Source organism: Psychrobacter sp. 2Y5 (genome assembly GCF_051847375.1).
Classification (GTDB): Bacteria; Pseudomonadota; Gammaproteobacteria; order Pseudomonadales; family Moraxellaceae; genus Psychrobacter.
On the sequence record NZ_JBPYDA010000004.1, the window covers coordinates 185,412 to 209,323 of the forward strand.

The following is a 23,912-nucleotide window of genomic DNA, read 5'->3' on the forward strand; positions in this document are numbered from 1 at the left end:
ATTTTACTATCACTTTACGAAACTAAAACTTTTTCTTAGATCAAGAATATCAACTCTATGACTACACAATCTTTTATTTTAACCAGTTATAACATTCATAAAGGCATGTCGCCACTGAATCGGCAGGTCAAAATGCAAGGTATTGCCCAAGCACTAGAGTCCATCGGCTCTGATGTCTTGTGCTTGCAAGAAGTCCAAGGGCAGAATCTCAAACGCAATATGCAGTACAATGAGTATCCTGATCAGTCGCAGCATGAGTGGTTTGGCGAATATCTGCAACTACAAAACAGCTATGGCAAAAACTCAGAGTACGAAAACGGTCATCACGGTAATGCAGTATTAAGCCGGTTTCCATTAGACCCTAAGCACAATGTCAATATCACGGTGAATAAACTAGAGCAACGCGGGGTTTTGCATTGCGAGGTACAGCCCTTAGGATGGGATAAGCCGGTAGTTATCTTGTGTGCGCATTTGAATCTGTTTGAGCGTGATAGAGTCAAGCAATACGAAGCTATTAGTCAATATATGCGTAACGAGATTGCGGATGATCAGCCGCTTATTTTGGCGGGCGACTTCAATGATTGGAAGCGGATGTCTTGCGATAGATTGGCTTCTGATTTAGGTATGGTAGAAGCGTTTAGACGCTGTCATGGTAAGCTATCACCGACTTTTCCTGCCAAACTGCCAGTACTGAGTCTGGACCGGATCTATGTACGTAACCTAAAAGTCAAAGACGCTTGGGTGCATACTGGCAAGCCTTGGTCTACCTTATCTGACCACCTACCGATTAGCGCTGAGTTTACGGAATTGTAGCGCTCGTCCTAGGGAATGTTCTTATGATTTAATTGAGGACAAGCTCTAACTAAAAAAATACAGGGAGTATAAAAATGTCCGAACAATCTTTACCCACTAGCCAACACGCTGCTGTCATCCATGAATTCGGCGAACCTGAGGTCATGAAATACCAGAGCGGAGTAGAAGTGCCTGAGCCAAGCGCTGAACAAGTGCTTGTCAAAGTGGCTTATGCCGGTATCAATCCAGTAGATTATAAAACCCGCCAAGGCAAAGGTTGGGGTGCTGATAAAATCCAAAAAAATAAATTCGATCATAACCAGCCCGCTATTTTAGGGTTTGATGTGGCAGGAGAGGTGATCAAAAGTAATAGCGCTGAATTTGCCGTAGGCGATAAAGTTGCGGCGCTGAGCTTCGATGGCAGCTGTTATGCTGAGTACGTAGCCGTCGATGCCAAGCTACTAGCTAAAGTGCCAGGCAATATCAGCTTGGAGCAAGCAGGCGCTCTGCCTTGTGTCGGTCAAACCGCACTACAGTTTGTGCAGTTTGCTGATATAAAGGCGGGTGAGCAAGTGGTTATGAATGCGCCAGCCGGCGGTGTTGGTCAGCTAGTCGTTCAGCTACTAATGAAAAAAGTGGCGCAAGATAATATCAAGCTCACTGTGATTTGCTCGCCTGATAAGTATGACAAACTCGGTAGTTTGATTGATAAAAGCAAGCTAGCCGGCTGGATTGACTACACCAACCAAGAAGCGTTTCCTGAGCTACAAGCTGATGTATTACTCGATTTAGTCGGCGATGAAGCTGGGATAAAAGCTCTGAGCACCCTAAAATCTGATGCTCGCGTGTTTGTCCTGCCGACTATCTGGGTCGATAAACTCAAAGCCGCTGGCAGTCAGGCACTCACTATTGAAGGTTATGCTGTCAAACCTAATGGTGAAGATATGGCGCAAGTTTTGCAGCAAGTTGCTGAAGGCGCATTGAAGCTAAACATTCAACAGAGCTATCCTTTGTCAGAGGTGGTAGCGGCTCATACTGAGCTCCAAAAAGGCGATACTTTTGGCAAAATTGTCTTAAAAGTCTAAGATTAAATCAATCACTACAGTAGTCTGTATAAGTATCAAAAAGCTAGATAGAGGGAGCCTTTATCTAGCCTTTTTTGGTTGGCTTCTGTCATATCCTTACTAAAGCCCTACCTACTATCGAATTTACTTACAAAGAGCTTTTTCACAAGCTGCTATAGTGATAATCGTCCCAAATATAGCAGCGACTATTTTGCTCATGGGCTACAGGAGAGATAAATATGGATATTAATAACAACACTGACGAGAACTCAGTAGACGATGCGACTTATGCAGCTCAAGCGCGTAAAGAAATTGAAGACTGGAAAAATCCGGATAGTAATTTATTGAATAAGACATTAGCGACGCTTACAGTACCAATCGATAGAGCAGGTGATGCCTTGATGAATGCGCCGCAATTCGGTGATACTCTAAAGCAAGCGACTGAAAAAACGCTAACCACTTTGAGCGATGCCGCTAACTGGAGCTTAGATACTCAAGACGTTATCGAAGCCTATCGAAATGATGCAAACGAAGTAGAAGCATCGGTGAAGAAACTTGAGGATATCAAAGAGCTGCCGCTCGCGGCCGTTGATAAGCAAGTCAAATTATTCAAAAGCAAATATATCGCCTTGACGAGCGCTCAAGGGGTTGCCACAGGTCTAGCAGGCTGGGCAGGTATTCCCGCTGATATTGTCGGGCTACTCACTGCGAATCTACGCGCTATTAGCGAGTACGGCAGTTATTATGGTTTTGATATGAATGATAAGGGCGAGCAGCTATTTGCAATGTCGCTGCTAGGTATTGCCACCTCTACCTCAAGCAATGAGCGTCAATCGGCAGTAGCAGAGACGTTTGCGCTGGTTAAAGATCCTGAAACGATGGCTTTTAATCAAGTGAATGAAGAGCTGATGTCGCGCGTGTTAAGGCAGACTGCTACTAAAGTTGCTAGTAATTTGGTCAAAACCAAAGCGGCGCAAATTATCCCTGCAGTAGGAGCAGTGGTCGCTGGCGGCGTCAATGCTAATTATACTTCAAGCATATGTGAGGCCGCTTATCAGTGCTATCGTCAGCGTTTTTTAGATCGTCAACAGGGTTAAGATTGTCGCTATCGAAAGTCATGTTTTTAACTAATGAATAATAGCTGTTTTAGTCTGTTAGCTTTTATTGTTAAGGATCATACGCCGGAAAGTCAGACTGATTCGACCCTCACTTACTGTTTTCGTCTTAGTGATAGTATGCTTCCAGTGGCTTTGCGTCTCACCATGCATAACGATAAGCTGCCCGGACTCCAGATAAAGCTCGACTTTTACGGGCTTGTCTTTGTGTTTGATGGTTTTATGTTTAAAGACAAACTTACGGGTAGCACCAAGCGATAATGCCGCGATGATAGGCTGCTGACCTAACTCTTTTTCATCATCGGCGTGGTAGCCCATGCCCTCGCTACCTGTTGGATAGTAATTTAGCAAGCAAGAGTTAAAATCTACTTCAATACCAATACCAGCCAGCTGTTGTTCAACAAGCTGTTTCACGTGAAACACAGACTCTGTCCAAGGCAAAGCTTGCCGCGTATGCCCAGAATATTGATAGCTCAAGCCCACATCACCCATCCAAACGATTTGCCGCTTGGTGATATGCGTCTTACCAAATAAAGTGACGATATCGGCTTGCCAAGGCAGTTGGTGCAACAAGGTCTGATATAGCTTATCGCTATCTTTGACCGCCATACCTAAGTCATTAACCTTACCCTCGTAAGGCAATAAATTATCAGTAGGGTTGGGCGCGAAGAGATCAGTCATAAGCTAAAAATTTTAACGATTAAACTGTTGCACAATGACCTTGGCACATTGCTTCGGAGCTTCTATAGGTAATAGATGCCCGTTCTCGGGCATGATATGGAGCTGATTAGCAGGAACGAAATTTCTCCAAGTGCTGCGGACTTTATCATTGATAAAGATAGTCGGTTTGCCGATAATAAGCTGGTAGTAGACTTCTTTTTTTGCGAGTTTCTTAAGCGCACTATCAATATAAGGAATGCCGAAATAGTTGGCTATTTCTTGTTTGGGACTGAAGATAAAAGTATAACGACTATCCTCTTGCTGAATTAAGCTCTCTTTGGCAAATAAATAAAGGTGCTCATCAGAGATACGTCGATAAGCATTTTTCTCACGCAGATTATCATAGTACTCGTCGATACTTGCCCAAGTTGCCTTTTTGGTTAACGCACTTGTAAAGGGCTGACGCTTTAGCTTGACCCTGCGAGGTATCAGCTTATAAAGCAACGCTTGCGATTTGGTAAAAGTGACAGGCTCTATAAGGTACAGCTCAGAGAACAAATCAGGACGTTTAGCTGCAGCCATAGCCGTAGCGGTAGCGCCCTGTGAGTGCCCAATACCGATAACGGGACCGTCTTGAGTTTGCTCCAAAAATTTTATTAATAATTCAGCATCTTGCTCACGGGTTAACACTTTTGCTTTTGGCTTATCATACCAATAGCCGCGCATGGCGAGCGAGCTGAGATCAAAACTTGCAGCAAGCTCAGTTAATAATGGCTTGTAATTTCCTACCGTAAAGCCGTTACCGCCATAAAAATGGGCTGGGGGCTTAGCTTGATTATCAGCAGACTCGTTAAGCTTGCTCAAGTCATAATAGCGCGCTTGCTTATTATCAAGGGTAATACTTTTGGCAAATTCTTCCATGACGATCAGACTTCCTTATACTTTTAATTGTTTTAAACTGACTGTAAGATTTGGCTTTAACTCTCTTCACCCAAAAAGCCGCCGCTTTGACGCTGCCAGAGACCTGCATACACGCCTTCTAATTCTAGTAGCTCCTCATGACTGCCTTGTTCGATGATATGGCCTTGATCCATCACTACCAGCCTATCTAGCGCAGCGATGGTTGAGAGGCGATGGGCAATGGCGATAACGGTTTTACCTGTCATGATGTCGTTGAGACTCTCGGTAATGGCAAATTCAATCTCAGAGTCGAGCGCACTAGTGGCTTCATCTAACAAGAGTATAGGCGCATTTTTGAGCATGACGCGCGAGATAGCGATACGTTGACGTTGCCCGCCAGATAGCTTAACTCCGCGCTCACCGACTTGGGTGTCGAGGCCAGTATTGCCTTTATCATCATATAGATCTTTGATAAATTCCCAAGCTTGAGCTTGTTTGGTAGCAAAAATAATCTCTTCGTCAGAAGCGTCAGGGCGACCATAAGCGATATTTTCGCGTACCGTACGATGAAGCAGTGAAGTATCTTGGGTGACCATGCCGATCTGCTGACGCAAGGATTCTTGCGTGACTTGATCAATCGCTTGCCCATCGATACAGATTTGACCTTTATCGACATCAAAAAAGCGTAGGAGTAAATTAACTAGCGTCGATTTGCCTGCGCCTGAGCGGCCGACTAAACCGATCTTTTCGCCAGCTTTTATATCTAGATAAAAATTATCTAGCAGTTTTATCTCAGTCTTAGTCAAAGCCGTGGCTGCCGTGTTGACCTCATCAATGCGCTCGCCTTCGATATCTTCTTCCTCTTCACCTTCATAGCTAAAGTCGACATGATCAAAAACGATATGGCCGTCAGTGACCTTTAGTTCCGGGGCGTTTGGCACATCAACGATAGTTTGCGGCGCTGATAAGGTGCGCATGCCGTCTTGTACCGTGCCGATACTCTCGAACAGACTAGCCGTTTGCCACATAATCCAGCGCGTCAGACCATTTAGACGCAGCGCCATAGCAGTCGCAGCGGCAATAGCGCCAACCCCAACCGCGCCTTGCTGCCAGAGATACAAGCCAATACCTGCGGTACTGCTGACTAAAATCACACTGATTAAATGAGTAGAAACTTCAAGATAGCTGACCCAGCGCATCTGCGCATGCACGGTTCCCAAAAATTGCCCCATAGCGTTTTTGGCGTAGCCTAGCTCGCGGCGAGAGTGGCTAAATAATTTGACGGTCATAATATTGGCATAGGCATCAGTGATACGCCCAACCATCAAAGCGCGAGCGTCGGCTTGCACGACAGCGGTACGTTTGAGCCGCGGAATAAAATAGCGAATAGTCACAGCCACTAGCACTAACCAAATAGCAAAAGGAATCAGCAGCAAGCTATCTAAATTAAATAAAATAATACCGGTGGTCAAAAAATACACTGCCACATAAGTGAACATATCAGTGACGGTCAAGATAGTATCGCGTACCGCCAGCGCAGTTTGCATCACCTTGGCAGAGACACGTCCTGAGAATTCATCTTGATAAAACTGCATGGACTGACCCAGCATCCGCTGATGAAAACGCCAGCGCATCTGCATCGGAAACACCCCTTGCAGCGTTTGAAAGTGGATAAATGAGGATAATGCAATCCAGAAGGGGCTAATAATTAGCACCACCAGCATCAGTAGCAGCACATCGCCTTTTTCGCTCCATAATGTTTGCGGGGTGTAGATACCGAGCCAATCAACGATATTACCAATCCAAGCAAACAGCATCGCCTCATAAACGCCGATACCCGCTGACAAAAACATAAACAGCAATAGCCAGCCGCGCAGACCCTTACTACACGCCCACAAAAACTTTAACAGCCCATCACGAGGTGAGGGCAGCGGCATAGGGGTATCAGGAAAGGCGGATAGCCGGTTTTCAAAAAAGCGAAATAGTGCGTTCATAAGTAATAACAATACATAAGAGCAGTGTAGTAAAGGAAAGGGAAGCCTAAATTTACACGGTAGATGGGATGACTAAATTGGCCTCTATTTTAACAAAACTTAGCACTCCCTCCTGCTGCCTAATTGTAATTTGACCCTGATAGTTGTTGGCGATACGGCCAAGAAATAGATGGAGTCAAAATTAGCCATTGCTAGTTTAGAAATATATAGTTACATTTAACCCTTTGTCATAAAAGACTGCATAATTCTATCGCTGAATAACAAAAACTAAAGGGTAAGATTAATGATCTATTTAATGGTAGCGGTGCTGTGTAGCGTCGCTGTTTCTGTACTGCTAAAAGTACTTCGTCAAAAAGATATCGATATCCGCCAGACTATCGTCGCCGGTTACCCTGTGGCTTTTTTATTGACGTTAGTCCTGCTAAAACCTGAGCTTAGTGCTATCGAAACCTTAGGGTCGGCTTGGGGTATTATCATCGCACTAGGCATATTATTACCCTTGGTGTTTGTCATATTAGGCCGTGCTATCGCGGCTATCGGTATGGTAGCAACCGATGCCGCTCAGCGTTTGTCTTTGATTATTCCTATTATCGCCGCCTTTTTATTATTTGGTGAGGTGTTGACGAATACACGTATTTTTGGCTTAGCGCTTGGGTTTTTGGCCTTAGGCGCGTTGGTTTATCGCCCGCCGCAAAAGTCTAGTGTGAACACTGATATAAGCACCACTATGAAAACTGAGCATGACTCTACTGCCACTCTAGCTGCGAATAATAATCGTCAGAATACTTTATCCAAAACCCCTTTATGGTTATTTGGCGTCTGGGCGGGTTACGGTGTTATTGATATCTTATTTAAACAAGTGGCGAAGCAAGGAGCGGCTTTTCCATTGACATTATTTGTTAGCTTTGGCTTGGCAGGGTTATTGTTGTTTATTTATTTACTGATCACTCGCGTGCGCTGGCAGGGTAGTGCTTTGCTAGCAGGGCTGCTGCTTGGCGCATTGAATATGGGTAATATCTATGCTTATGTGCGTGCCCATCAGGTACTGTCTGAGTCGCCTAGTATTGTCTTTACTGGGATGAATGTCGGGGTCATCACCGTCGCCACCTTGATAGGGGTCAGCGTGTTTAAAGAGCAGCTGAATCGTATTAATATGCTAGGTATCGTATTAGCAATCAGCTGTGTGGCGGTATTATTTTTGGCATAAAATATTTTGAACATAGTCCAAATATTCTGATGTTTTCTTGCGCTCGTTTTACATTGCAATAATAGGCACGTCGCTTGTGCTATGGTAAGGTTATTTGTAGACTATTTGGCTTATTATCTGATACTTATAGCCGTTTATAGTGGCATGTACGATTGCTTAACCTTTATCTTTTTTGATCTTTATTCACAACCATAGGATACATTTGCAATGGACTATCAAAAACAACTAGAAAAAATAAAAAACGGCACAGGCTTTATTGCCGCTCTTGATCAAAGCGGCGGTAGTACGCCAAAAGCGCTAGAAAACTATGGCGTTACAAGCGCTGATTATAGCAATGATGAAGCCATGTTCGATCTCGTACACGAGATGCGCGCACGGATTATGACTTGTGACTGCTTCGATGATAAGCGCGTATTAGGCGCGATCTTGTTCGAGGACACTATGGAGCGTGAGGTCAATGGCAAACCAACGGCAAACTATCTGTGGGAAGATAAAAATATCGTGCCGTTTTTAAAAGTAGATAAGGGTTTAGCGGAGCAGATGAGCGGCGTACAGGTCATGCGCCCAATGCCAAACTTAGATTTGCTGCTTGATAAAGCAAAAAAATATCCGATCTTCGGTACCAAGATGCGTTCGGTCATCTATGAGCCCAACGTCGATGGTATCGAAAAAGTAGTGCAGCAGCAGTTTGATGTCGCTAAGCAAATTATCTCTAAAGGTTTGATGCCTATCGTTGAACCGGAAGTCAACATCGATAGCGCTGAAAAGCATGAGTGCGAATTGTTATTAAAAGCGGACATCTTGCGTAACCTTGATCGTCTAAATGACGATCATCAAGTAATGCTTAAGCTGACCCTGCCAGAAGAAGGCGGGTTTTATCAAGAGCTGATCGATCATCCCAAAGTGCTTAAAGTCGTGGCATTATCTGGCGGCTATAGTCGTAGCGCTGCTTGCGATAAACTTAAGCAAAACCCGGGCATGATTGCTAGCTTCTCGCGCGCCTTCACTGAAGGGCTTAGTAAGCAGCAGAGCGATAAAGAGTTTGCTGATACGATTAATACCTCGATTGAAGAGATTTATGAGGCGTCGCAGGTGTAATCGAGTCTTATGATAAGAAATTAAACATCAAAAAAAGCGCTACTGATTAGTAGCGCTTTTTTATGGGACAAAAGTTAATTCTGGCTATCACACCTCTTTATAAAGCTGACGACCCTCGCTATGATATTTTTCAGTCATCTCCGCCATACCTTGTTCAATTTCAGCTGCGCTCATAGCGTCTGCGGCTAGATTTTCCTTAGCGTCCAAGCCTTTGGCGTACTCGCGGACATTTTGGGTAATTTTCATAGAGCAAAACTTCGGGCCACACATCGAGCAAAAATGCGCTGATTTGTGCGCGTCTTTGGGCAGTGTTTCATCATGATATTCACGCGCGGTATCAGGATCGAGAGCTAGGTTGAACTGATCGTCCCAGCGGAACTCAAAACGGGCTTTGGACAAAGCATTGTCACGGGCTTGCGCGCCCGGATGACCTTTGGCCAGATCAGCGGCATGCGCGGCGATTTTATAAGTGATGATACCGTCTTTGACGTCCTTTTTATTCGGCAGTCCTAAATGCTCTTTTGGTGTTACGTAACAGAGCATCGCCGTACCAAACCAGCCGATCATTGCCGCACCAATGGCGCTAGTAATATGATCATAACCGGGTGCGATATCAGTGGTCAGCGGTCCTAAAGTATAGAAAGGCGCATCCGCGCACAGCTCAAGCTGTAAGTCCATATTTTCTTTAATACGGTTCATCGCCACGTGCCCAGGACCTTCGATCATCACCTGTACATCATGCTGCCAAGCGACTTGGGTGAGCTCGCCTAGGGTACGCAGCTCGCCAAACTGCGCTTCGTCATTGGCATCTTGTAAGCAGCCGGGGCGCAGACCATCGCCTAAGCTAAACGCCACATCGTACTGTTTCATAATCTCGCAAATCTCTTCAAAATGCGTGTATAAGAAGCTCTCTTTATGATGGGCAAGGCACCACTGCGCCATGATCGAACCACCGCGTGAGACGATACCCGTTAAGCGCTTAGCAGTCAGTGGCACATAACGCAGGAGCACGCCGGCATGTATAGTGAAGTAATCGACGCCTTGTTCGGCTTGCTCAATCAGCGTATCACGGAATATCTCCCAAGTGAGGTCTTCAGCGACGCCATCGACTTTCTCTAGCGCTTGGTAAATGGGCACGGTACCGATAGGGACAGGCGAGTTACGAATCAGCCATTCACGCGTCTCATGGATATGGTTGCCCGTTGACAGATCCATAATGGTATCGGCGCCCCAACGTGTCGCCCATGTCATCTTCGACACTTCTTCATCGATGGAGGAGCCGAGTGCTGAGTTGCCGATATTGGCGTTAATTTTGACCAAAAAGTTGCGTCCGATGATCATCGGCTCAGATTCAGGATGGTTAATATTATTGGGGATAATAGCGCGACCCGCGGCGACCTCAGAACGCACAAACTCAGGGGTGATAGTCTTAGGAGTATTGGCACCAAAGCTCTCGCCATCGTGCTGACGCATGTCGGTGAGCTCATGCTGCTTTTGCGTCTCGCGAATGGCGATGTATTCCATCTCAGGGGTGATGATACCGCGGCGCGCGTAGTACATTTGGGTGACATTTCCCACATGGCCCGCTTGACCATTAATTGTTTTGGCGCGGCGTGGTTTATCGATATGGGCAAATCTTAGATTAGCAGTAGTGATGTCGCGCGCTCGCGCTTGTCCGTATGAGCTAGATAGACCGCTTAGCTGTTCGGTATCACCTCGCTCCGCTATCCAGCCCTCGCGCAGCTTTGGTAGGCCTCGGGTCAAATCAATATGGGCATCGGGATCGGTATAGACGCCTGAGGTGTCATAAACATAAAAGGGTGGGTTTTGCTCCCAGTCGGACTCATCAACGCCTTGGATAGGGGTAGGATCAAGGGTGATCTCGCGCATGGGCACTTGTATGTCTGCTCTAGAGCCTTGGATATAGACTTTACGGGAGGCGGGTAAGATACGGTGCAGGTCGCGCGCATCTTCTTCAAAGCGGGTGTCCTTGGCACTACGATGCGCAGGGGTTTTTAGCGCGTCCGCTTTTTTGACAGAGGCGTTCTGCTGGGTTTTTGGTGTTACGGTTGAAGTCGTCATATGCTGTCCTAGCGTGTTGTTTTGAATAAAATCAACACCGCCAGTCGCTGCGGGGGTAGCATTTATCATCTAGCAAGTTTAGCTTATGAGCAGTAGCCAACGACTAAATAATCAAGTCATATAATCGCGGATAATTGTCATCAAGCGGCGGACGATACTTGATATCCATCTTTATTACTTAGCCGTGCATACATTAAGGCTAAAAGTAATAGGGATAAAAAAGGCATTTCTGCCCGTCCTTTGCCATAAATAATAAAATGCTGAAGACTTCCCTGCGTCGGTACTAACCGCATCAGGTTCGGCGGGTGATCTCTCAGCGAATGCACAAAAGCTGTTTAGCTCATTGTACAACGCACCCCGAGTCTGTCAGTGTTGTCATTTTTTATACTAGTAAGCTTTATACTAGCAGTTTTTATGTTAACAAATTTGGCTTATGATAAATAGCCATTTACTTAATTTGCTTACAGTAAAGGTTTACGTTTATTTCTCAGGCGTCCAGCCTTGCGCGCGCTCGTAATCTTCGTTATCTAAGAACTTCTCACGCTGTTCAGTTAAGAATTTCTTCGCTTCAGGGTCCATCATACTCAGATGATTTTCGTTAATCAGCATCGTTTGCTGCTCAAGCCACTCCTGCCAAGCTTTCTCAGAGACCGTGTCTTGTAGCTCTTGGCCTTTTTTGTTAGGAAAAGGCGGATGTGGCATTTTTGGCAGATCTTGCTGGTACTTACGGCAAAATACCGTATTGGCTTGCGGATTAAAAGTCTCAGTCATCTTGTTATCCTTATTATTGGTTTATTGAGTTAGTGAATGGAATAATAATATTAACCTATGATAACGGTCTTAGACGCTTTAGCCAAGGGTATCAGGTGTATGGAAGGTAACAATAAGGTGAATCCATCAGATCAAAAAAAACACCCGCAACAATGGCGGGTGTTCTCAGATAAATAGGTGTGAGGCGTAAAATTAAAAGCTAATAATTACGCAAAGGCCTTTAGACGCGCGCGACCGTTGATCACTGCTTGCTTGACCTGATTCGGTGCGGTACCTCCTAAATGATCACGGGCAGCCAGTGAGCCCTCAAGCGTTAGATAATCAAAGACGTCTGTACCGATAGCGTCACTAAATTGCTGCAATTGCGCTAAAGATAAATCGCTCAAATCAACGCCTTCTTTGATGCCTAGCGCGACGGCATTGCCGACTACCTCATGAGCATCACGGAACGCCACACCATTACGCACTAGATAATCCGCTAAGTCCGTAGCAGTAGCATAGCCTTTCATTGTTGCTTCACGCATAGCTTCAATATTAGGAGTGATATTGGGCAGCATATCGGCAAAGGCGAGTAGGGAGCCGGTTAAAGTATCGACGCAGTCAAACAAAGGCTCTTTGTCTTCTTGGTTGTCTTTATTGTACGCTAGGGGCTGACTTTTCATTAAGCTTAGTAGCGTCATCAACTGACCAAAGACCCGCGCCGCTTTACCGCGCACCAGCTCTGGCACGTCAGGGTTTTTCTTCTGTGGCATGATGGAGGAGCCGGTACAGAAGCGATCGGGTATCTGCACAAAGTTAAACTGCGCTGACATCCATAAGATAATCTCTTCGCTCATGCGTGACATATGCATCATCAAAATAGAAGCGGCTGAGGTAAACTCAATAGCAAAGTCTCGATCAGAGACCGCATCGAGTGAGTTTTGGCAAATACCTTCAAAGCCAAGCAGCTCGGCAGTAATTGTACGATCAATAGGGAAGGTGGTGCCAGCAAGCGCGGCGCTACCAAGAGGCAGCTGATTGATACGGCGGCGCGCATCGACTAGGCGCTCAGTATCGCGATAGAGCATCTCAAACCAAGCCATCACATGGTGACCGAAGCTTACCGGCTGAGCGGTCTGCAAATGAGTAAAGCCTGGCATAATAGTATCGGTATGCTGCTCAGCTAAGTTCAGTAAGCCGCTTTGTAGGCGTACTAACAGCTCAATAATATTATCGGTTTCTTCTCGTAACCACAGGCGAATGTCAGTGGCGACCTGATCGTTACGGCTACGCCCCGTATGCAGCTTTTTACCCACCGCACCGATGACATCGGTCAGGCGCGATTCGACGTTCATATGCACATCTTCAAGCGCAATCGACCAGTTGAAGTCTCCCGCTTCAATCTCGCGTAAGACTTGCTGGAGGCCTTCAATGATAGTTGCCACTTCTTCATCAGTCAAAATGTTGCACTGACCTAGCATAGTGGCATGAGCGATAGAACCTTCGATATCATGCCGAGCGAAACGTTGATCAAAGCCGACAGAAGCGGTAAAAGCAGCGACGAAGCTGTCTGTCGCTTCACTAAAGCGCCCACCCCACATCTGCTGAGCTTGTGCTTTTGAAGGAGCACTCTGATCGGGTGCATTTGTGCTAAAATCGGAGGCAGGAGTAGTGTTGCTTTGCATAGGATTACTAGGGTTTGAAGAATTGGCGTTCATATCGGTATAAGACAACTCATAAGAATAAGGGCTCAAGTATAGCAAAGGATGAGGTCGCCTTGCTAGCTGAGCGCTTAGAGTTTTTCGTGCCTAAAGTTATGGAGATGATGACGCTTTGGCAATGGCTACAGTATATCTTGGTCTGGGCGTTGTTCGTTACTATCGTTGGTCGGTATGAGCTGACGACAGGGACGGAGTTTTTAGTGGCTTATCTGACTAAATGTATTCATTATATTTTAGCTATTATACCAACTTTATATCTAGTAGATTATTTGCGCCCTATGTTCAAACGGAGCAATCCTATTAGAGTGAGCCTCTATATCGTTCTGATGTTCATGCTTGCTTCTACTTTATCTATGCTGTTAGTCGTTCTAGTATTAATTAATGCCGGCTGGCTAGCATACGATCGTCAGGGGCTGGCGCTAGAGCTACTGTTCAACATGGTGTTTGCCGGTGGCTTTACCTTAGTTTTCTTGCTTTATTTCATGCGTCGTCATCGTGAGCTGATAGCGCTGAAACAGTCCTTTGAGCACAAGCTTAGCGCCCAAAACGACTTAATAAAGGCTCGTTTGGCTCCGCATTTCTTTTTTAATACGATTAATAGTTTGCTGTCGCTTATAGAGTCTAACCCGCCACATGCGGCTAGGCTACTTGAGCATGTCTCAGCTCTATTTCGGGCTAGCTTCAACGGCGCGCGTGAGATTAGCTTTGAAGAGGAAGTAGCACTTTGTGAGCACTACGTAGCGATTGAATCTTATCGCCTTGCAGATAAGCTAGTCGTCAATTGGCAGCTGCCTGATGATGAGGTTATGGGCGATATGGTTATCACCGCGCTCACGTTGCAAAGCATTATCGAAAAAATGCTCATCAATGTGGTTGAGATGACCACGGAAACGATCTACATAGACATAGCTGTCGTCTGGCAAGATCACCGCGTCACTATTACTGTTAGCGTACAGCTCCCGAGTAAAACCTTGATGATCGTGCATGATTTACGTCAGCATGTTGATTTTCATGTGCAGGCTGAGCGCTTGCAGATCTATTTTGGTCCTAGCTCAACCATTAACAGTACGGTCACTAATACCCAGATTATGACGATTATTGATTACCCTTTGCAAGATGCAGGCATGTAACGCAAAATTGTTTATCCCTTTCCTTTACTGTCTTACTTATCCCTAACTTTCACAAAAATACAAGCAATATCTGTGACATGGCATATTTATTGCATAATGTTTATTGCAGAAGAGAGAGATATAACATAAGGAAAAAATTGTCATAGGCCTAAACTATCGATGTAGCGACTGTTTTAGAATGATTGTATAAGCAACCTCTGTGGAATGAGCAGCTATAGACATAAAAAGTATAAAATAGCGCTTATAGTACAAAAAACAGCAGGCGATAGCCAAAATGACGATTTTGAACCAACCGACTGAGTAAAGAGCAGAAGAGGTATTTTATGCGGATAGTAGTTTGTGACGATGAGCCACTCGCACGCGAGCGTTTGGTGAGAATTGTTAAAGAATCAGGCCATGAAGTCGTGGCGCAAGTGGGCACTGGAGCTGAAGCGGTTGATGCCGTAAAAGTCCATCAGCCTGAGCTTATACTACTCGATATACGTATGCCTGAGATGGATGGCGTGCGCTGCGCGCAAATACTCGATGAGCTTGAGCATCCGCCAGCGATTATCTTTGTCACCGCTTACGATCATTATGCTATTGCTGCTTTTAAGGCCAATGCTATTGGCTACTTATTAAAACCTGCCAATAAAGATGAGCTGATTGACGCATTAGGTAAGGCCAGCAATTTAAACGCCGCGCAGCTTGATGGGATTCGTAAGCTTGAAGACCCGATGTCGCGTCCGGTACGTGAGCACATCGCGGCTCGCACCCACCGAGGAGTTGAGCTGATTAAGATTAGTGATATCTACTATTTTACGGCAGATCAAAAGTATGTCAAAGTTCGTCACATTGATGGGATAGTACTGATTGATGAAACTTTAAAAGAGCTAGAAGAAGAGTTCGACGAGCGCTTATTTCGCGTGCATCGTAATGCCATTATCAATTTAGATTTTTTAGACTTCTTAGAAACGGTAGATAGCGGTCGTTATCAGGTGCGCTTTAAAGGAACGGATGAAACTCTAGCCGTGAGTCGCCGTCATCTGCCCGCGTTACGTGAAAAAATCCAGAGTATGTAGTCACTAATAAACCGACCATATCATCAAACCTCTATTTATGCTTAAATAGGGGTATTTTTTTGCGCTAAAGTCACTTTATCCTGATATATCTCTTTATATTTATCATTCCGAGGCTATCTATGAGCAATACTCAGTCATCTCCTTTGTCTACTTTGAACATCGCAACTCGTCAAAGCCCTTTGGCCTTATGGCAAGCTGAGCATATTCGCGATCGGTTATCGGCCCTATATCCTGATTTGACCATCAACCTGCTCAAAATTGTCACTAAGGGTGACAAAATTTTGGACACCCCTTTAGCAAAAATCGGCGGTAAAGGCTTATTTGTCAAAGAGCTTGAGCAGGCGCTTTATGAGAAGCAGGCAGATATTGCCGTACATTCGCTCAAAGACGTACCGATGCAGCTCCCTGAAGGTCTAACGCTTGGGGTATATTGTAAGCGCGCCTCACCGACCGATGCCTTTGTGTCTAATACTTATAATACTATCGATGAGCTACCACAAGGTGCTGTGGTGGGCACGGCAAGTCTACGCCGCCAGTGCCAAATTAAAGCTTACCGTCCAGACTTACAGATCAAAACTTTGCGCGGCAATGTAGGAACGCGGTTGGGTAAGCTCGACGCCGGGGACTATGATGCGATTATCCTTGCCACTAGTGGTCTGCAGCGTATTGAATTGGACGAGCGTATCCGCAGCGAGCTGGATATCGATACTTGCTTGCCTGCAGTGGGTCAAGGCGCCTTAGCGATCGAATGCCGTGAAGATGATCAAGAGGTAATGGCACTGCTAGCACCACTCAATGATGATATGGCTCGTATCCGCTTAATCGCTGAGCGGGCGCTGAATCGCCACCTGCAAGGCGGTTGTCAGGTACCGATTGCCGCCTATGCGATATTACACATGGCAGATGCTGCCGATATCAGTAGTAATCTTAATGATGACAATGGCGACACCTTATGGCTGCGCGGGCGTGTCGGTGAGGAAGACGGTAGTAAACTGTTAAAAGCGGAAAAGCGCATAACGCTAAGTGGCACGCAAGCGCAAAAAGAGCAGCAAGCCAATCAGCTAGGTATTGACGTTGCTGAGCAACTACTAGCAAAAGGTGCTGGCGCTATTTTAGACGCTATTTATAACCCTTAAGCATATAATTTAAGTCGCAATGATAAGTATAGGCAATGCCAACTGCGCATCATAACACTCGTGCTTTAACAATGATGCCGCTATTATATTGGCGATTGACCATCGCAGCATTTGTCTGTGTCACTTAATATATCATTCAAGGTTTAACTCGGTGCCCACCTCAATGTCTCGTAACCTCTCACCAGTAGTGATTAATACCCGTCCCATAGAACGCGCCGCTCCTTTGACAGAGCATTTGCAAGATATCGGCTTTGCAGTGGTCGATATGCCTATGCTAACGTTGCAGACGCGAGCGGTAGTAGATGCTGATATTGATATCATGCGGCGCTGGCTCGCAGGTCAATATCAAGCGTTAGTAGTGGTCAGTCCTACCGCCGCGCAGTCCGGACTAGCCATCTGGCAAGCCTTAGTAGCGCAGGAGCAAGCTCAGTCAACAGAGCAAATGGAAGTAAAAAGCGTCCATTATGATCCTCCAAGCTCTATCATTGCCGTTGGCGACGCGACTGCTGACGTCTTGCAAGCGGCTACTAAACCCGTATTACAACCGTTAATTGCTAATAATGAAGGCATGCTAGCGATGGCAGAGATTGCGCGGTTGCAAGCGGGTGATAAGCTGCTGGTATGGCGGGGGCTTGGTGGACGCAGACTTTTAGTCGACACGTTACAGGCGCGCGGCGTTGAGATCGAGAGCATTGCTTGGTATGAGCGTATGATGCCAGACTCCGCAGCTAGTGATTATGCAGCATGGTTAGCAAGCTATCTTAACCAACAAGAGCAGGCTAGCACATCGCAACCTAAGCCGATTGTGATAATCAGCAGTGGCACCGCGTTTGAGCATTGGGTCAGCGTCGTGCAGCAAGCGGGTAATAAAGGCGCTCTTAGGTTAGACGACTTTTGCTATGTGGTGCTCGGCGTGCGTTTGGCGGAGATGGTAGCCGCACAGCAGCTAGCGCATATTCAGGTAGAAGATTTATCTCCTGAAACGATTTCGACGGCAATCAATACGCCCTAATAATTATTCCCTTTTGAAGAATGGTGCTTGTTATGTCAACTGAACCCAAGCCGTCATCTGAGTCGCCTTTAGTCGTTCAGCAGCGCCGGCAAGCGAATATGTTATTACTGCGCTTGCAGTGGTTGTTTATCGTACTTTTAGCACTAGCGCTCGTTTGGCTTTACGTCAGTCAGCAGCGTTTTGAGAGCCAAATTAAAGAGCGCCTTCATAATAACGAACAAGTCGTGACTCGCCTTAATGAAATGGACGATCGTCTGTTCGCCATTAGTCAGCAGACGGCGCCAACTCCTAGAGCTCCGCTCACCAGTCAAGCGCAGAATCAGTTAGACTTGTTACGCATTCAGATGCAAGCGGCGGACAGGTTGCTAGCAGATAATAACTATAGCGCGGCGATTGACTTATTGACTGGATTACAGTGGCAACTCTCACAAGCAAATAATGAGATCGCTCCGGCGCTAAATATCGTCATTAAGCAAAGCCTCAGTGACGACATCGAGCGCTTGCAAGCGCGCAGTGCCCAGCCCAGTCAGTGGCAGTTGCAGAACATAGCTATCCAAGATATCCAAACCTTTTTGCATCGCTATGAGAGGTTGGTTGATGGCAGCTCGGTAACGAGAAGCGGTGAGCAGCCTACTAATATAAATAACACTCTAGCGCACAAAACCACCACTCTTACTAGACGCCAGCTGACTATTCACGAAGTACTTATGACGCTTAATTTAGCCATACAAGCGAGTAATATGCGTGAGCCTGACCAATTAACCCGCTACTTGAGCCAAGCGCGCACGCAGCTACAGCCCTTAGTCGCTTCAACTCAGTCTACTAAAGACAATAGCGTCTCAAAGAGTGAGTCATCAATAGAAAGTAAAACGGCCAATCTAAGCGGTGCTGGCTCTAGTAAAGCTCCTAATAATATCAGCGAGGTGATTGCCTGGTTGGATGAACTAATAGCCGACACTCCCGAGTCTCTGCCACTGTTGACAACCCAAGTGCTAAATCAACCTAAAAATAATAAATAACACAGAACAATGGATACTCTATGAGCCCTATTAGTCCAGAGCATACTAAAATCAATCAGCCGAATCAGCTGCATAGCAACAGACACTATGAAACGCCCACTGCTTTACAGCATTATCCTGTCATTTATTCTCAGGTAGTGCAATGGGGCGAGATGGATGCGTTAAATCATCTCAATAATGTCGTGTATTATCGTTATGCTGAGTCGGCACGCATTCATTATTTGCAGGCTTTAGATTTGTTTGAGGGCAGTGCTATCTTGCTAGCCCATTCTAGCTGTCAGTATCTGCGGCCAGTGACTTATCCTGATACGCTGCTCATAGGTCTACGTTGTCAGCATTTAGGTAATACCAGCCTGATTATAGAATATCGCTATTATAGCCAGCAGCAGCAACGGATTGTCGCAGAGGCAGAAGCGGTCATCGTGCGTTTGGATAGTCATAGTGAGCAAAAACTCCCTTGGACAGCGGAAGAACGCGCACGTCTATTGGCTTTAGAAGCGCAATTTGATCATATTCCAAAGCATTAAAGGTCCTAAAGACTATTAATGCTGCTGTGTCCTTATTCTTTTATCCTTAAAAACAAGGCACGCTAATTTAATTAGCGTGCCTTGTTTTTGCTTAAAGTATGAAAGGTAAAATCATTTGCGCATAGCGCTTTTAGTCTTTGCTTGGCGCATGAACAAAATCAACTACATTTAGATCAAAGCCTGATAGTGCGTAGAACTTCATCGGCGATGATAACAAACGCATATCACGTACGCCAAGATGGCGCAAGATTTGAGCGCCAACGCCGATGCTACGATACGGCTGCTGAGTGATCGTTGACAAGGACTCATTACTTGCCGCTTTATCCAACGCATCGCCAAGATCGATAGGCTGGTGACTACCAATCCAGACCATAACCCCGCGCTCTGAGGCGCTGATTTCCTCTAATGCCGATTGTATGCTCCAGCCGCTCCGGCCCGTAGTATCGTTTTTGGCGGCGAATAAATCTCGCAGCGGATGAAAGCCGTGCACTCGTACGGTACTGACGCCGGCACTGACATCGCCTTTGACTAAAGCTAAATGCGTCTCGTCAGCGCCAAACTCGCGAAAGCGGTGCAAGGTAAAGCTACCGTGCTCCGTCTCAAATGGATGCGACTCTATTTCTTCTACCGTTTGCTCATTAGCGATACGATAGTTAATAAGATCAGCTATCGTTCCCATCTTGATGCCATGCTCTTTGGCAAATATTTCTAAATCATCACGGCGTGCCATTGTCCCATCAGCATTGATAATCTCGACAATCACGGCAGCAGGTTCAAGCCCTGCTAGGCGTGCTAAGTCACAACCCGCTTCGGTATGGCCGGCGCGATGGAGCACCCCGCCATTTTGCGCCATGATGGGGAAGATGTGCCCAGGTTGGACGATATCTTCTGGTTTGGCTGCCGAAGATACAGCAGCTTGAATCGTACGCGCCCGGTCAGCTGCAGAAATACCTGTAGTTACTCCTTCAGCCGCTTCGATAGAGACGGTAAAGTTAGTACTGAACTTAGCCTCATTACGATCTGACATCAATGGTAGTGCCAACTGTTGGCAGCGCGCTTGTGATAGGGTAAGACAGACTAGGCCGCGAGCATGAGTGATCATAAAGTTGATATCTTCAGGGCGCACATGGGTAGCGGCCATAATGATATCGCCTTCATTTTCGCGATCTTCATCATCCATCAAGATGACCATTTTACCGGCGCGAATATCTTCAATTATTTCAGGAACGGTATTTAAACTCATAAGACTCTCTATATTTTTTATTGGATTAGGGATCAAAAATACTGTGCGTCATTGTAACAGTAGATAGCAAAAGGGTCTGTACTGACTAGTAAGCAGAATTGATAATTTAGAATAATCTTTAAAGATCAAGGTTTAATCATTACTAGCAGCTTGGCTCTTTAGCCAATCCATAAACTGCTTACTATGCTGCTCGCGCTGGTTATCGGCATATTCATAGAAGCTCGTGCCGATTAGAGTATCAGGCAAGTAGCTTTGCGCGTAGTAATGGTTGGGATAATTATGCGGATAAGTATAGCCGACGCCGTAGCCTTCATTTCGCATCAGCTTAGTCACACCATTACGCAGGTGCAGCGGTACAGGGGAGGCATCCTTTTGTGCTAAGCTCATTGCCGCATTGATCGCTTTATAAGTGCTGTTACTCTTCGCGCTAGTGGCTAAATAGACAACCACTTGTCCTAAGATAATTCGCGCTTCGGGCATACCGATAGACTGGACGCTACGCAAGGCTGCATCCGCGAGCAGTAGCGCATTTGGATTGGCATTACCGATATCTTCACTCGCCAAAATGACCAAACGCCGCGCGATAAAATCAGCAGGCTCACCGCCGACTAGCATTCTGGCCATCCAATACAGCGCCGCATCTGGATCCGAGCCGCGTACCGATTTGATCAGCGCTGAGACGATATCGTAATGCTGTTCGCCATCTCTGTCATAACGCACCAATGCTGTCTGTGCCACGCGCCCGACGATCTCATCATCGACGATAATAGGGGAGTGCTTAGGATTAGCAGTCTGTACCGCAAGCTCTAGTAAATTCAGCGCCTTTCTAGCATCACCATGTGCCAGCTCACTAATAAAGCCTTGTGCTTGTAGCTCGATATCCAGCGTTTTCAGTATTTGGTCTTGACTGATGGCTCGTTGCAATACGGCAGCGATTTGCTCGCTATCGAGCGGCTCTAAGCGGTAGACTTGGCAACGAGACAACAAAGCATTATTGACACTAAAAGAAGGATTTTCGGTGGTCGCGCCGATCAAGGTAATATCGCCCGCTTCTACTGCGCCAAGTAAGGCATCTTGCTGCGCTTTATTAAAACGATGAATCTCATCGATAAACACCACCGGCGACTCAAAGCTCAGTGAATCCTTGTTATCTAACACTTCACGCAGTTGCTTAACGCCAGTATTTAAAGCCGATAAGGCATGAAACGGTCGACCTACTGCTTCTGCTAATAGCATCGCGATAGTGGTTTTACCAATGCCTGCCTCCCCATGCAAAATCATAGAGGACAGATGGTTTTGTTCGACCAAACGCCGCAGTGGCGCATCATCGGCTAATAGATGCTCTTGGCCAATGATATCACCTAGAGTGGTAGGGCGCATACGCTGGGCTAAAGGTGTATCAGCGTGAAAAGCAGAGGGCATAAAACTCCTAACGCTTACTTATGGTATTGAATCATAAAAATCAGAAATGATGAGTCAAATAGTGGTTGTTGTATTAGATATTAGGGCATATTAACCATTCACAAGTGGATTGATTTTAATTTTTCTGTCCTAATATGAAAGCTAAGCTAGTAAAGTAGTTAATATAACTCAGCAAGCCAACATCTCTAAACTTGATTAAGGCCTTTTTATACTCATGTCTCGCTATCCTCAAAAAATGATATCTAAGTCGTTATCCAAATTAAAGCGCTCTTTACCACTTTTTGAGCAGCAGTCGCGAGCCTTAACGGCGGGTGAAAAAGAGCTAGCGCGTTCGGTGTTTGGTGCTAGCATTGAGTTGCAGGGCGTCCGACTGCAGACCGCTTGGTGGGTGCTAAGAAATTATGCGGTCAGTCCTAATGGCCATATCTACTTTCATCCCGACAATTGGCTAGCTGACTTTAGCAAGGCTTCGCTTAGTAAACAAAGTTGGCTGATTCATGAGCTCACTCACGTTTGGCAATGGCAACAAGGCCTAAAAGTAGTACGCGGCGCACTGATCAATCGACGTTATGCTTATGAGCTAAAAGCTGGCAAATCGTTTTTTAGATATGGTATTGAGCAGCAAGCGCGCATGGTGCAAGACTATTTTATCCGTCAACAGCTTAAGCAAGACTGCAGAGACTTAGAGGAGTGTATCCCTTTTTTGACAGTGTCGACTGAGCAAACAAAATCTAGCAGGAATACTGATAGCGACAGCTCGTTCACTATTTAACCTTCAGATTGTCAGCCATAATCGCTATGATTGAAGTTACTCGCTTTTTTTATAAAAAATAACCCCGCCCTAGGAGCAAGTGAGCAGAAGGTAGCAACTTATACTTTAATCTAGCTTTTATAGCGGCGCTCTTAACAAAGGATATGTTTTCTGATGCGTAATTTTCCGCTTTTTAGACCTGATACTGATGCTGGCGACCAACAAAATCGTCATAAACGATTTGCTGAGTCTGCTTGCCGTCAGTCGCCTCGGATGCTTATGACTATGGTATTAGCAGCATCGCTATTAGCGGGATGTCAGCCGCAGTCAACGGTCGATGACAGCACGGTTAATACTGGAGAGCAAACTGCTGCTGACCAGATGAAACCTGTACCCCAAAGTGATTCAGCCGCCGCTTATATTAAGCAGTTGCAGCCAGTATATGTTGCGCAAATGCAAAGCTTACAACGCCGGTTGCAAGCAGAGTATGAGTCTTTGCAGGCGGCGGATATGACTACCAGTGACGATGATCTATTACTAAATAATGCGACTAATGATGACAATGAAGCGACGGTGGATACCGCTGCTGGGTCAAACTCGGCTGCAGCAAACAACAATAGCACTACTGATGCCGAACTCGCAGCGGGTGACTCTGACGCCGTGACTGAGACCGATACCAATACTGATATCAGCACTGATCTGGAACCAAACAGCAGCACTGAGGTCGGTGAGCGCGATCTAACCGTATTAAGACGTATTAGCGCTGAGCCGCGAGAAACGACAATATTGACTGAAAAACAAATCATCGACAGCTATCAGCAAACCATCGATGCGCTTTATCAGCCGATATCACAGCCTCTGAGTAGCGCCGAGGTAAATACCTTAATCAATATTGCCGCCCTAATACCGCAGCTGTTTGAGCATACTGAGCTTGCCGACAGGCTCAATGCCAAAAGTCCAGCATTAGCGCGCCTCATTGTCCAGCATCAGATTTGGGAGCAGATAGAAGCTCGGCAAGCCAGCTATATGCAAGAGATGAAAGTCGCTCAGCAGCAAGAGTTTGAAGCGCTGATGACCAAATTTAATGAGACCATCAAAGACTATGATGAACAAATTGCAAAATATGAGCAGACCTTAAAAGAGTTTCAGTAACTGCTTATAAAAATTGATTATAAAACTGAGCATAAAAAATTAACCATAAAAAATCCCGCTCATCGGCGGGATTTTT

21 protein-coding genes and 1 riboswitch are annotated in these 23,912 nt (G+C 45.9%); of the genes, 13 read left to right on the plus strand and 8 right to left on the minus strand.

Features of this window, described 5'->3' with window-relative positions; all coding sequences use genetic code 11:
• The first annotated feature begins 57 nt into the window (after positions 1–57).
• The 3 genes from ACS8E3_RS05935 to ACS8E3_RS05945 all read left to right on the plus strand — a co-directional run bounded on the left by ACS8E3_RS05935 (position 58) and on the right by ACS8E3_RS05945 (position 2,953).
• A complete protein-coding gene (locus tag ACS8E3_RS05935; protein WP_439242230.1) occupies positions 58–813 on the plus strand; it encodes an endonuclease/exonuclease/phosphatase family protein in 756 nt (251 codons plus the stop codon).
• Between the two features lie 74 nt (positions 814–887).
• On the plus strand, positions 888–1,877 hold the full coding sequence (locus tag ACS8E3_RS05940) for an NADP-dependent oxidoreductase (protein WP_439242232.1): 990 nt from the start codon (positions 888–890) through the stop codon (positions 1,875–1,877).
• Between the two features lie 218 nt (positions 1,878–2,095).
• Positions 2,096–2,953, plus strand: a complete 858-nt coding sequence (locus ACS8E3_RS05945; RefSeq protein WP_439242234.1) for an EcsC family protein — start codon at positions 2,096–2,098, stop codon at positions 2,951–2,953.
• 57 nt (positions 2,954–3,010) lie between these two features.
• Here ACS8E3_RS05945 and ACS8E3_RS05950 read toward each other — a convergent pair whose 3' ends face one another.
• The 3 genes from ACS8E3_RS05950 to ACS8E3_RS05960 are packed head-to-tail and all read right to left on the minus strand — an operon-like array spanning position 3,011 to position 6,525.
• The gene (locus ACS8E3_RS05950; RefSeq protein WP_439242236.1) at positions 3,011–3,652 is read right to left on the minus strand and encodes an alpha-ketoglutarate-dependent dioxygenase AlkB family protein; all 642 of its coding nucleotides are present in this window, start codon (positions 3,650–3,652) and stop codon (positions 3,011–3,013) included.
• Between the two features lie 12 nt (positions 3,653–3,664).
• A complete protein-coding gene (locus tag ACS8E3_RS05955; protein ID WP_439242238.1) occupies positions 3,665–4,552 on the minus strand; it encodes an alpha/beta fold hydrolase in 888 nt (295 codons plus the stop codon).
• A 56-nt stretch (positions 4,553–4,608) separates the two neighbouring features.
• Positions 4,609–6,525, minus strand: a complete 1,917-nt coding sequence (locus tag ACS8E3_RS05960) for an ABC transporter ATP-binding protein (protein ID WP_439242240.1) — start codon at positions 6,523–6,525, stop codon at positions 4,609–4,611.
• Positions 6,526–6,808: 283 nt separating this feature from the next.
• Here ACS8E3_RS05960 and ACS8E3_RS05965 point away from each other — a divergent pair, with 283 nt between their 5' ends.
• Entirely contained in the window at positions 6,809–7,732 is a 924-nt protein-coding gene (locus ACS8E3_RS05965; RefSeq protein WP_439242242.1) for an EamA/RhaT family transporter, read from the plus strand.
• Positions 7,733–7,939: 207 nt separating this feature from the next.
• A complete protein-coding gene (locus ACS8E3_RS05970; protein WP_439242244.1) occupies positions 7,940–8,830 on the plus strand; it encodes a fructose bisphosphate aldolase in 891 nt (296 codons plus the stop codon).
• A gap of 87 nt (positions 8,831–8,917) precedes the next feature.
• On the opposite strand, the gene thiC is transcribed toward ACS8E3_RS05970, so the two are convergent.
• From thiC to argH, 3 genes are all read right to left on the minus strand, one after another.
• Positions 8,918–10,912, minus strand: coding sequence for a phosphomethylpyrimidine synthase ThiC (gene thiC, locus ACS8E3_RS05975; protein WP_439242408.1), 1,995 nt, complete (start codon positions 10,910–10,912; stop codon positions 8,918–8,920).
• A gap of 252 nt (positions 10,913–11,164) precedes the next feature.
• Positions 11,165–11,282, minus strand: a riboswitch (TPP riboswitch).
• A gap of 110 nt (positions 11,283–11,392) precedes the next feature.
• Positions 11,393–11,683: an oxidative damage protection protein gene (locus ACS8E3_RS05980; RefSeq protein WP_439242246.1), complete on the minus strand. Its 291-nt coding sequence runs from the start codon at positions 11,681–11,683 to the stop codon at positions 11,393–11,395.
• 206 nt (positions 11,684–11,889) lie between these two features.
• A complete protein-coding gene (argH, locus tag ACS8E3_RS05985; protein ID WP_439242410.1) occupies positions 11,890–13,263 on the minus strand; it encodes an argininosuccinate lyase in 1,374 nt (457 codons plus the stop codon).
• 176 nt (positions 13,264–13,439) lie between these two features.
• On the opposite strand from argH, the gene ACS8E3_RS05990 reads away from it, so the two are divergent.
• The 6 genes from ACS8E3_RS05990 (at position 13,440) to ACS8E3_RS06015 (ending at position 19,268) form a co-directional block, all read left to right on the plus strand.
• Positions 13,440–14,513: a histidine kinase gene (locus ACS8E3_RS05990; RefSeq protein WP_439242248.1), complete on the plus strand. Its 1,074-nt coding sequence runs from the start codon at positions 13,440–13,442 to the stop codon at positions 14,511–14,513.
• A 323-nt stretch (positions 14,514–14,836) separates the two neighbouring features.
• A complete protein-coding gene (locus ACS8E3_RS05995; RefSeq protein ID WP_439242250.1) occupies positions 14,837–15,574 on the plus strand; it encodes a LytR/AlgR family response regulator transcription factor in 738 nt (245 codons plus the stop codon).
• Between the two features lie 119 nt (positions 15,575–15,693).
• Positions 15,694–16,710, plus strand: a complete 1,017-nt coding sequence (hemC, locus tag ACS8E3_RS06000) for a hydroxymethylbilane synthase (RefSeq protein ID WP_439242252.1) — start codon at positions 15,694–15,696, stop codon at positions 16,708–16,710.
• Positions 16,711–16,861: 151 nt separating this feature from the next.
• The gene (locus ACS8E3_RS06005; RefSeq protein ID WP_439242254.1) at positions 16,862–17,722 is read left to right on the plus strand and encodes a uroporphyrinogen-III synthase; all 861 of its coding nucleotides are present in this window, start codon (positions 16,862–16,864) and stop codon (positions 17,720–17,722) included.
• Positions 17,723–17,754: 32 nt separating this feature from the next.
• Positions 17,755–18,741 (plus strand): hypothetical protein, encoded by a 987-nt coding sequence (locus tag ACS8E3_RS06010; RefSeq protein WP_439242256.1) that lies wholly within the window; start codon positions 17,755–17,757, stop codon positions 18,739–18,741.
• A gap of 20 nt (positions 18,742–18,761) precedes the next feature.
• On the plus strand, positions 18,762–19,268 hold the full coding sequence (locus ACS8E3_RS06015; RefSeq protein ID WP_439242258.1) for an acyl-CoA thioesterase: 507 nt from the start codon (positions 18,762–18,764) through the stop codon (positions 19,266–19,268).
• Between the two features lie 130 nt (positions 19,269–19,398).
• Here the strand turns inward: ACS8E3_RS06015 and ribBA are convergent, their stop codons facing one another.
• Together ribBA and ACS8E3_RS06025 are read right to left on the minus strand one after the other, a co-directional pair.
• A complete protein-coding gene (gene ribBA / locus ACS8E3_RS06020) occupies positions 19,399–20,511 on the minus strand; it encodes a bifunctional 3,4-dihydroxy-2-butanone-4-phosphate synthase/GTP cyclohydrolase II (protein WP_439242260.1) in 1,113 nt (370 codons plus the stop codon).
• A 132-nt stretch (positions 20,512–20,643) separates the two neighbouring features.
• The gene (locus tag ACS8E3_RS06025; RefSeq protein WP_439242262.1) at positions 20,644–21,933 is read right to left on the minus strand and encodes a replication-associated recombination protein A; all 1,290 of its coding nucleotides are present in this window, start codon (positions 21,931–21,933) and stop codon (positions 20,644–20,646) included.
• Between the two features lie 235 nt (positions 21,934–22,168).
• Between ACS8E3_RS06025 and ACS8E3_RS06030 the strand changes: the two genes are divergently transcribed.
• Together ACS8E3_RS06030 and ACS8E3_RS06035 are read left to right on the plus strand one after the other, a co-directional pair.
• Positions 22,169–22,705, plus strand: a complete 537-nt coding sequence (locus tag ACS8E3_RS06030; protein WP_439242412.1) for a type IV secretion protein Rhs — start codon at positions 22,169–22,171, stop codon at positions 22,703–22,705.
• A 153-nt stretch (positions 22,706–22,858) separates the two neighbouring features.
• Positions 22,859–23,836 carry a hypothetical protein gene (locus ACS8E3_RS06035; protein ID WP_439242264.1) on the plus strand — a complete coding sequence of 326 codons (978 nt, stop codon included), beginning with the start codon at positions 22,859–22,861 and terminating at the stop codon, positions 23,834–23,836.
• The last annotated feature ends 76 nt before the right edge of the window (positions 23,837–23,912 follow it).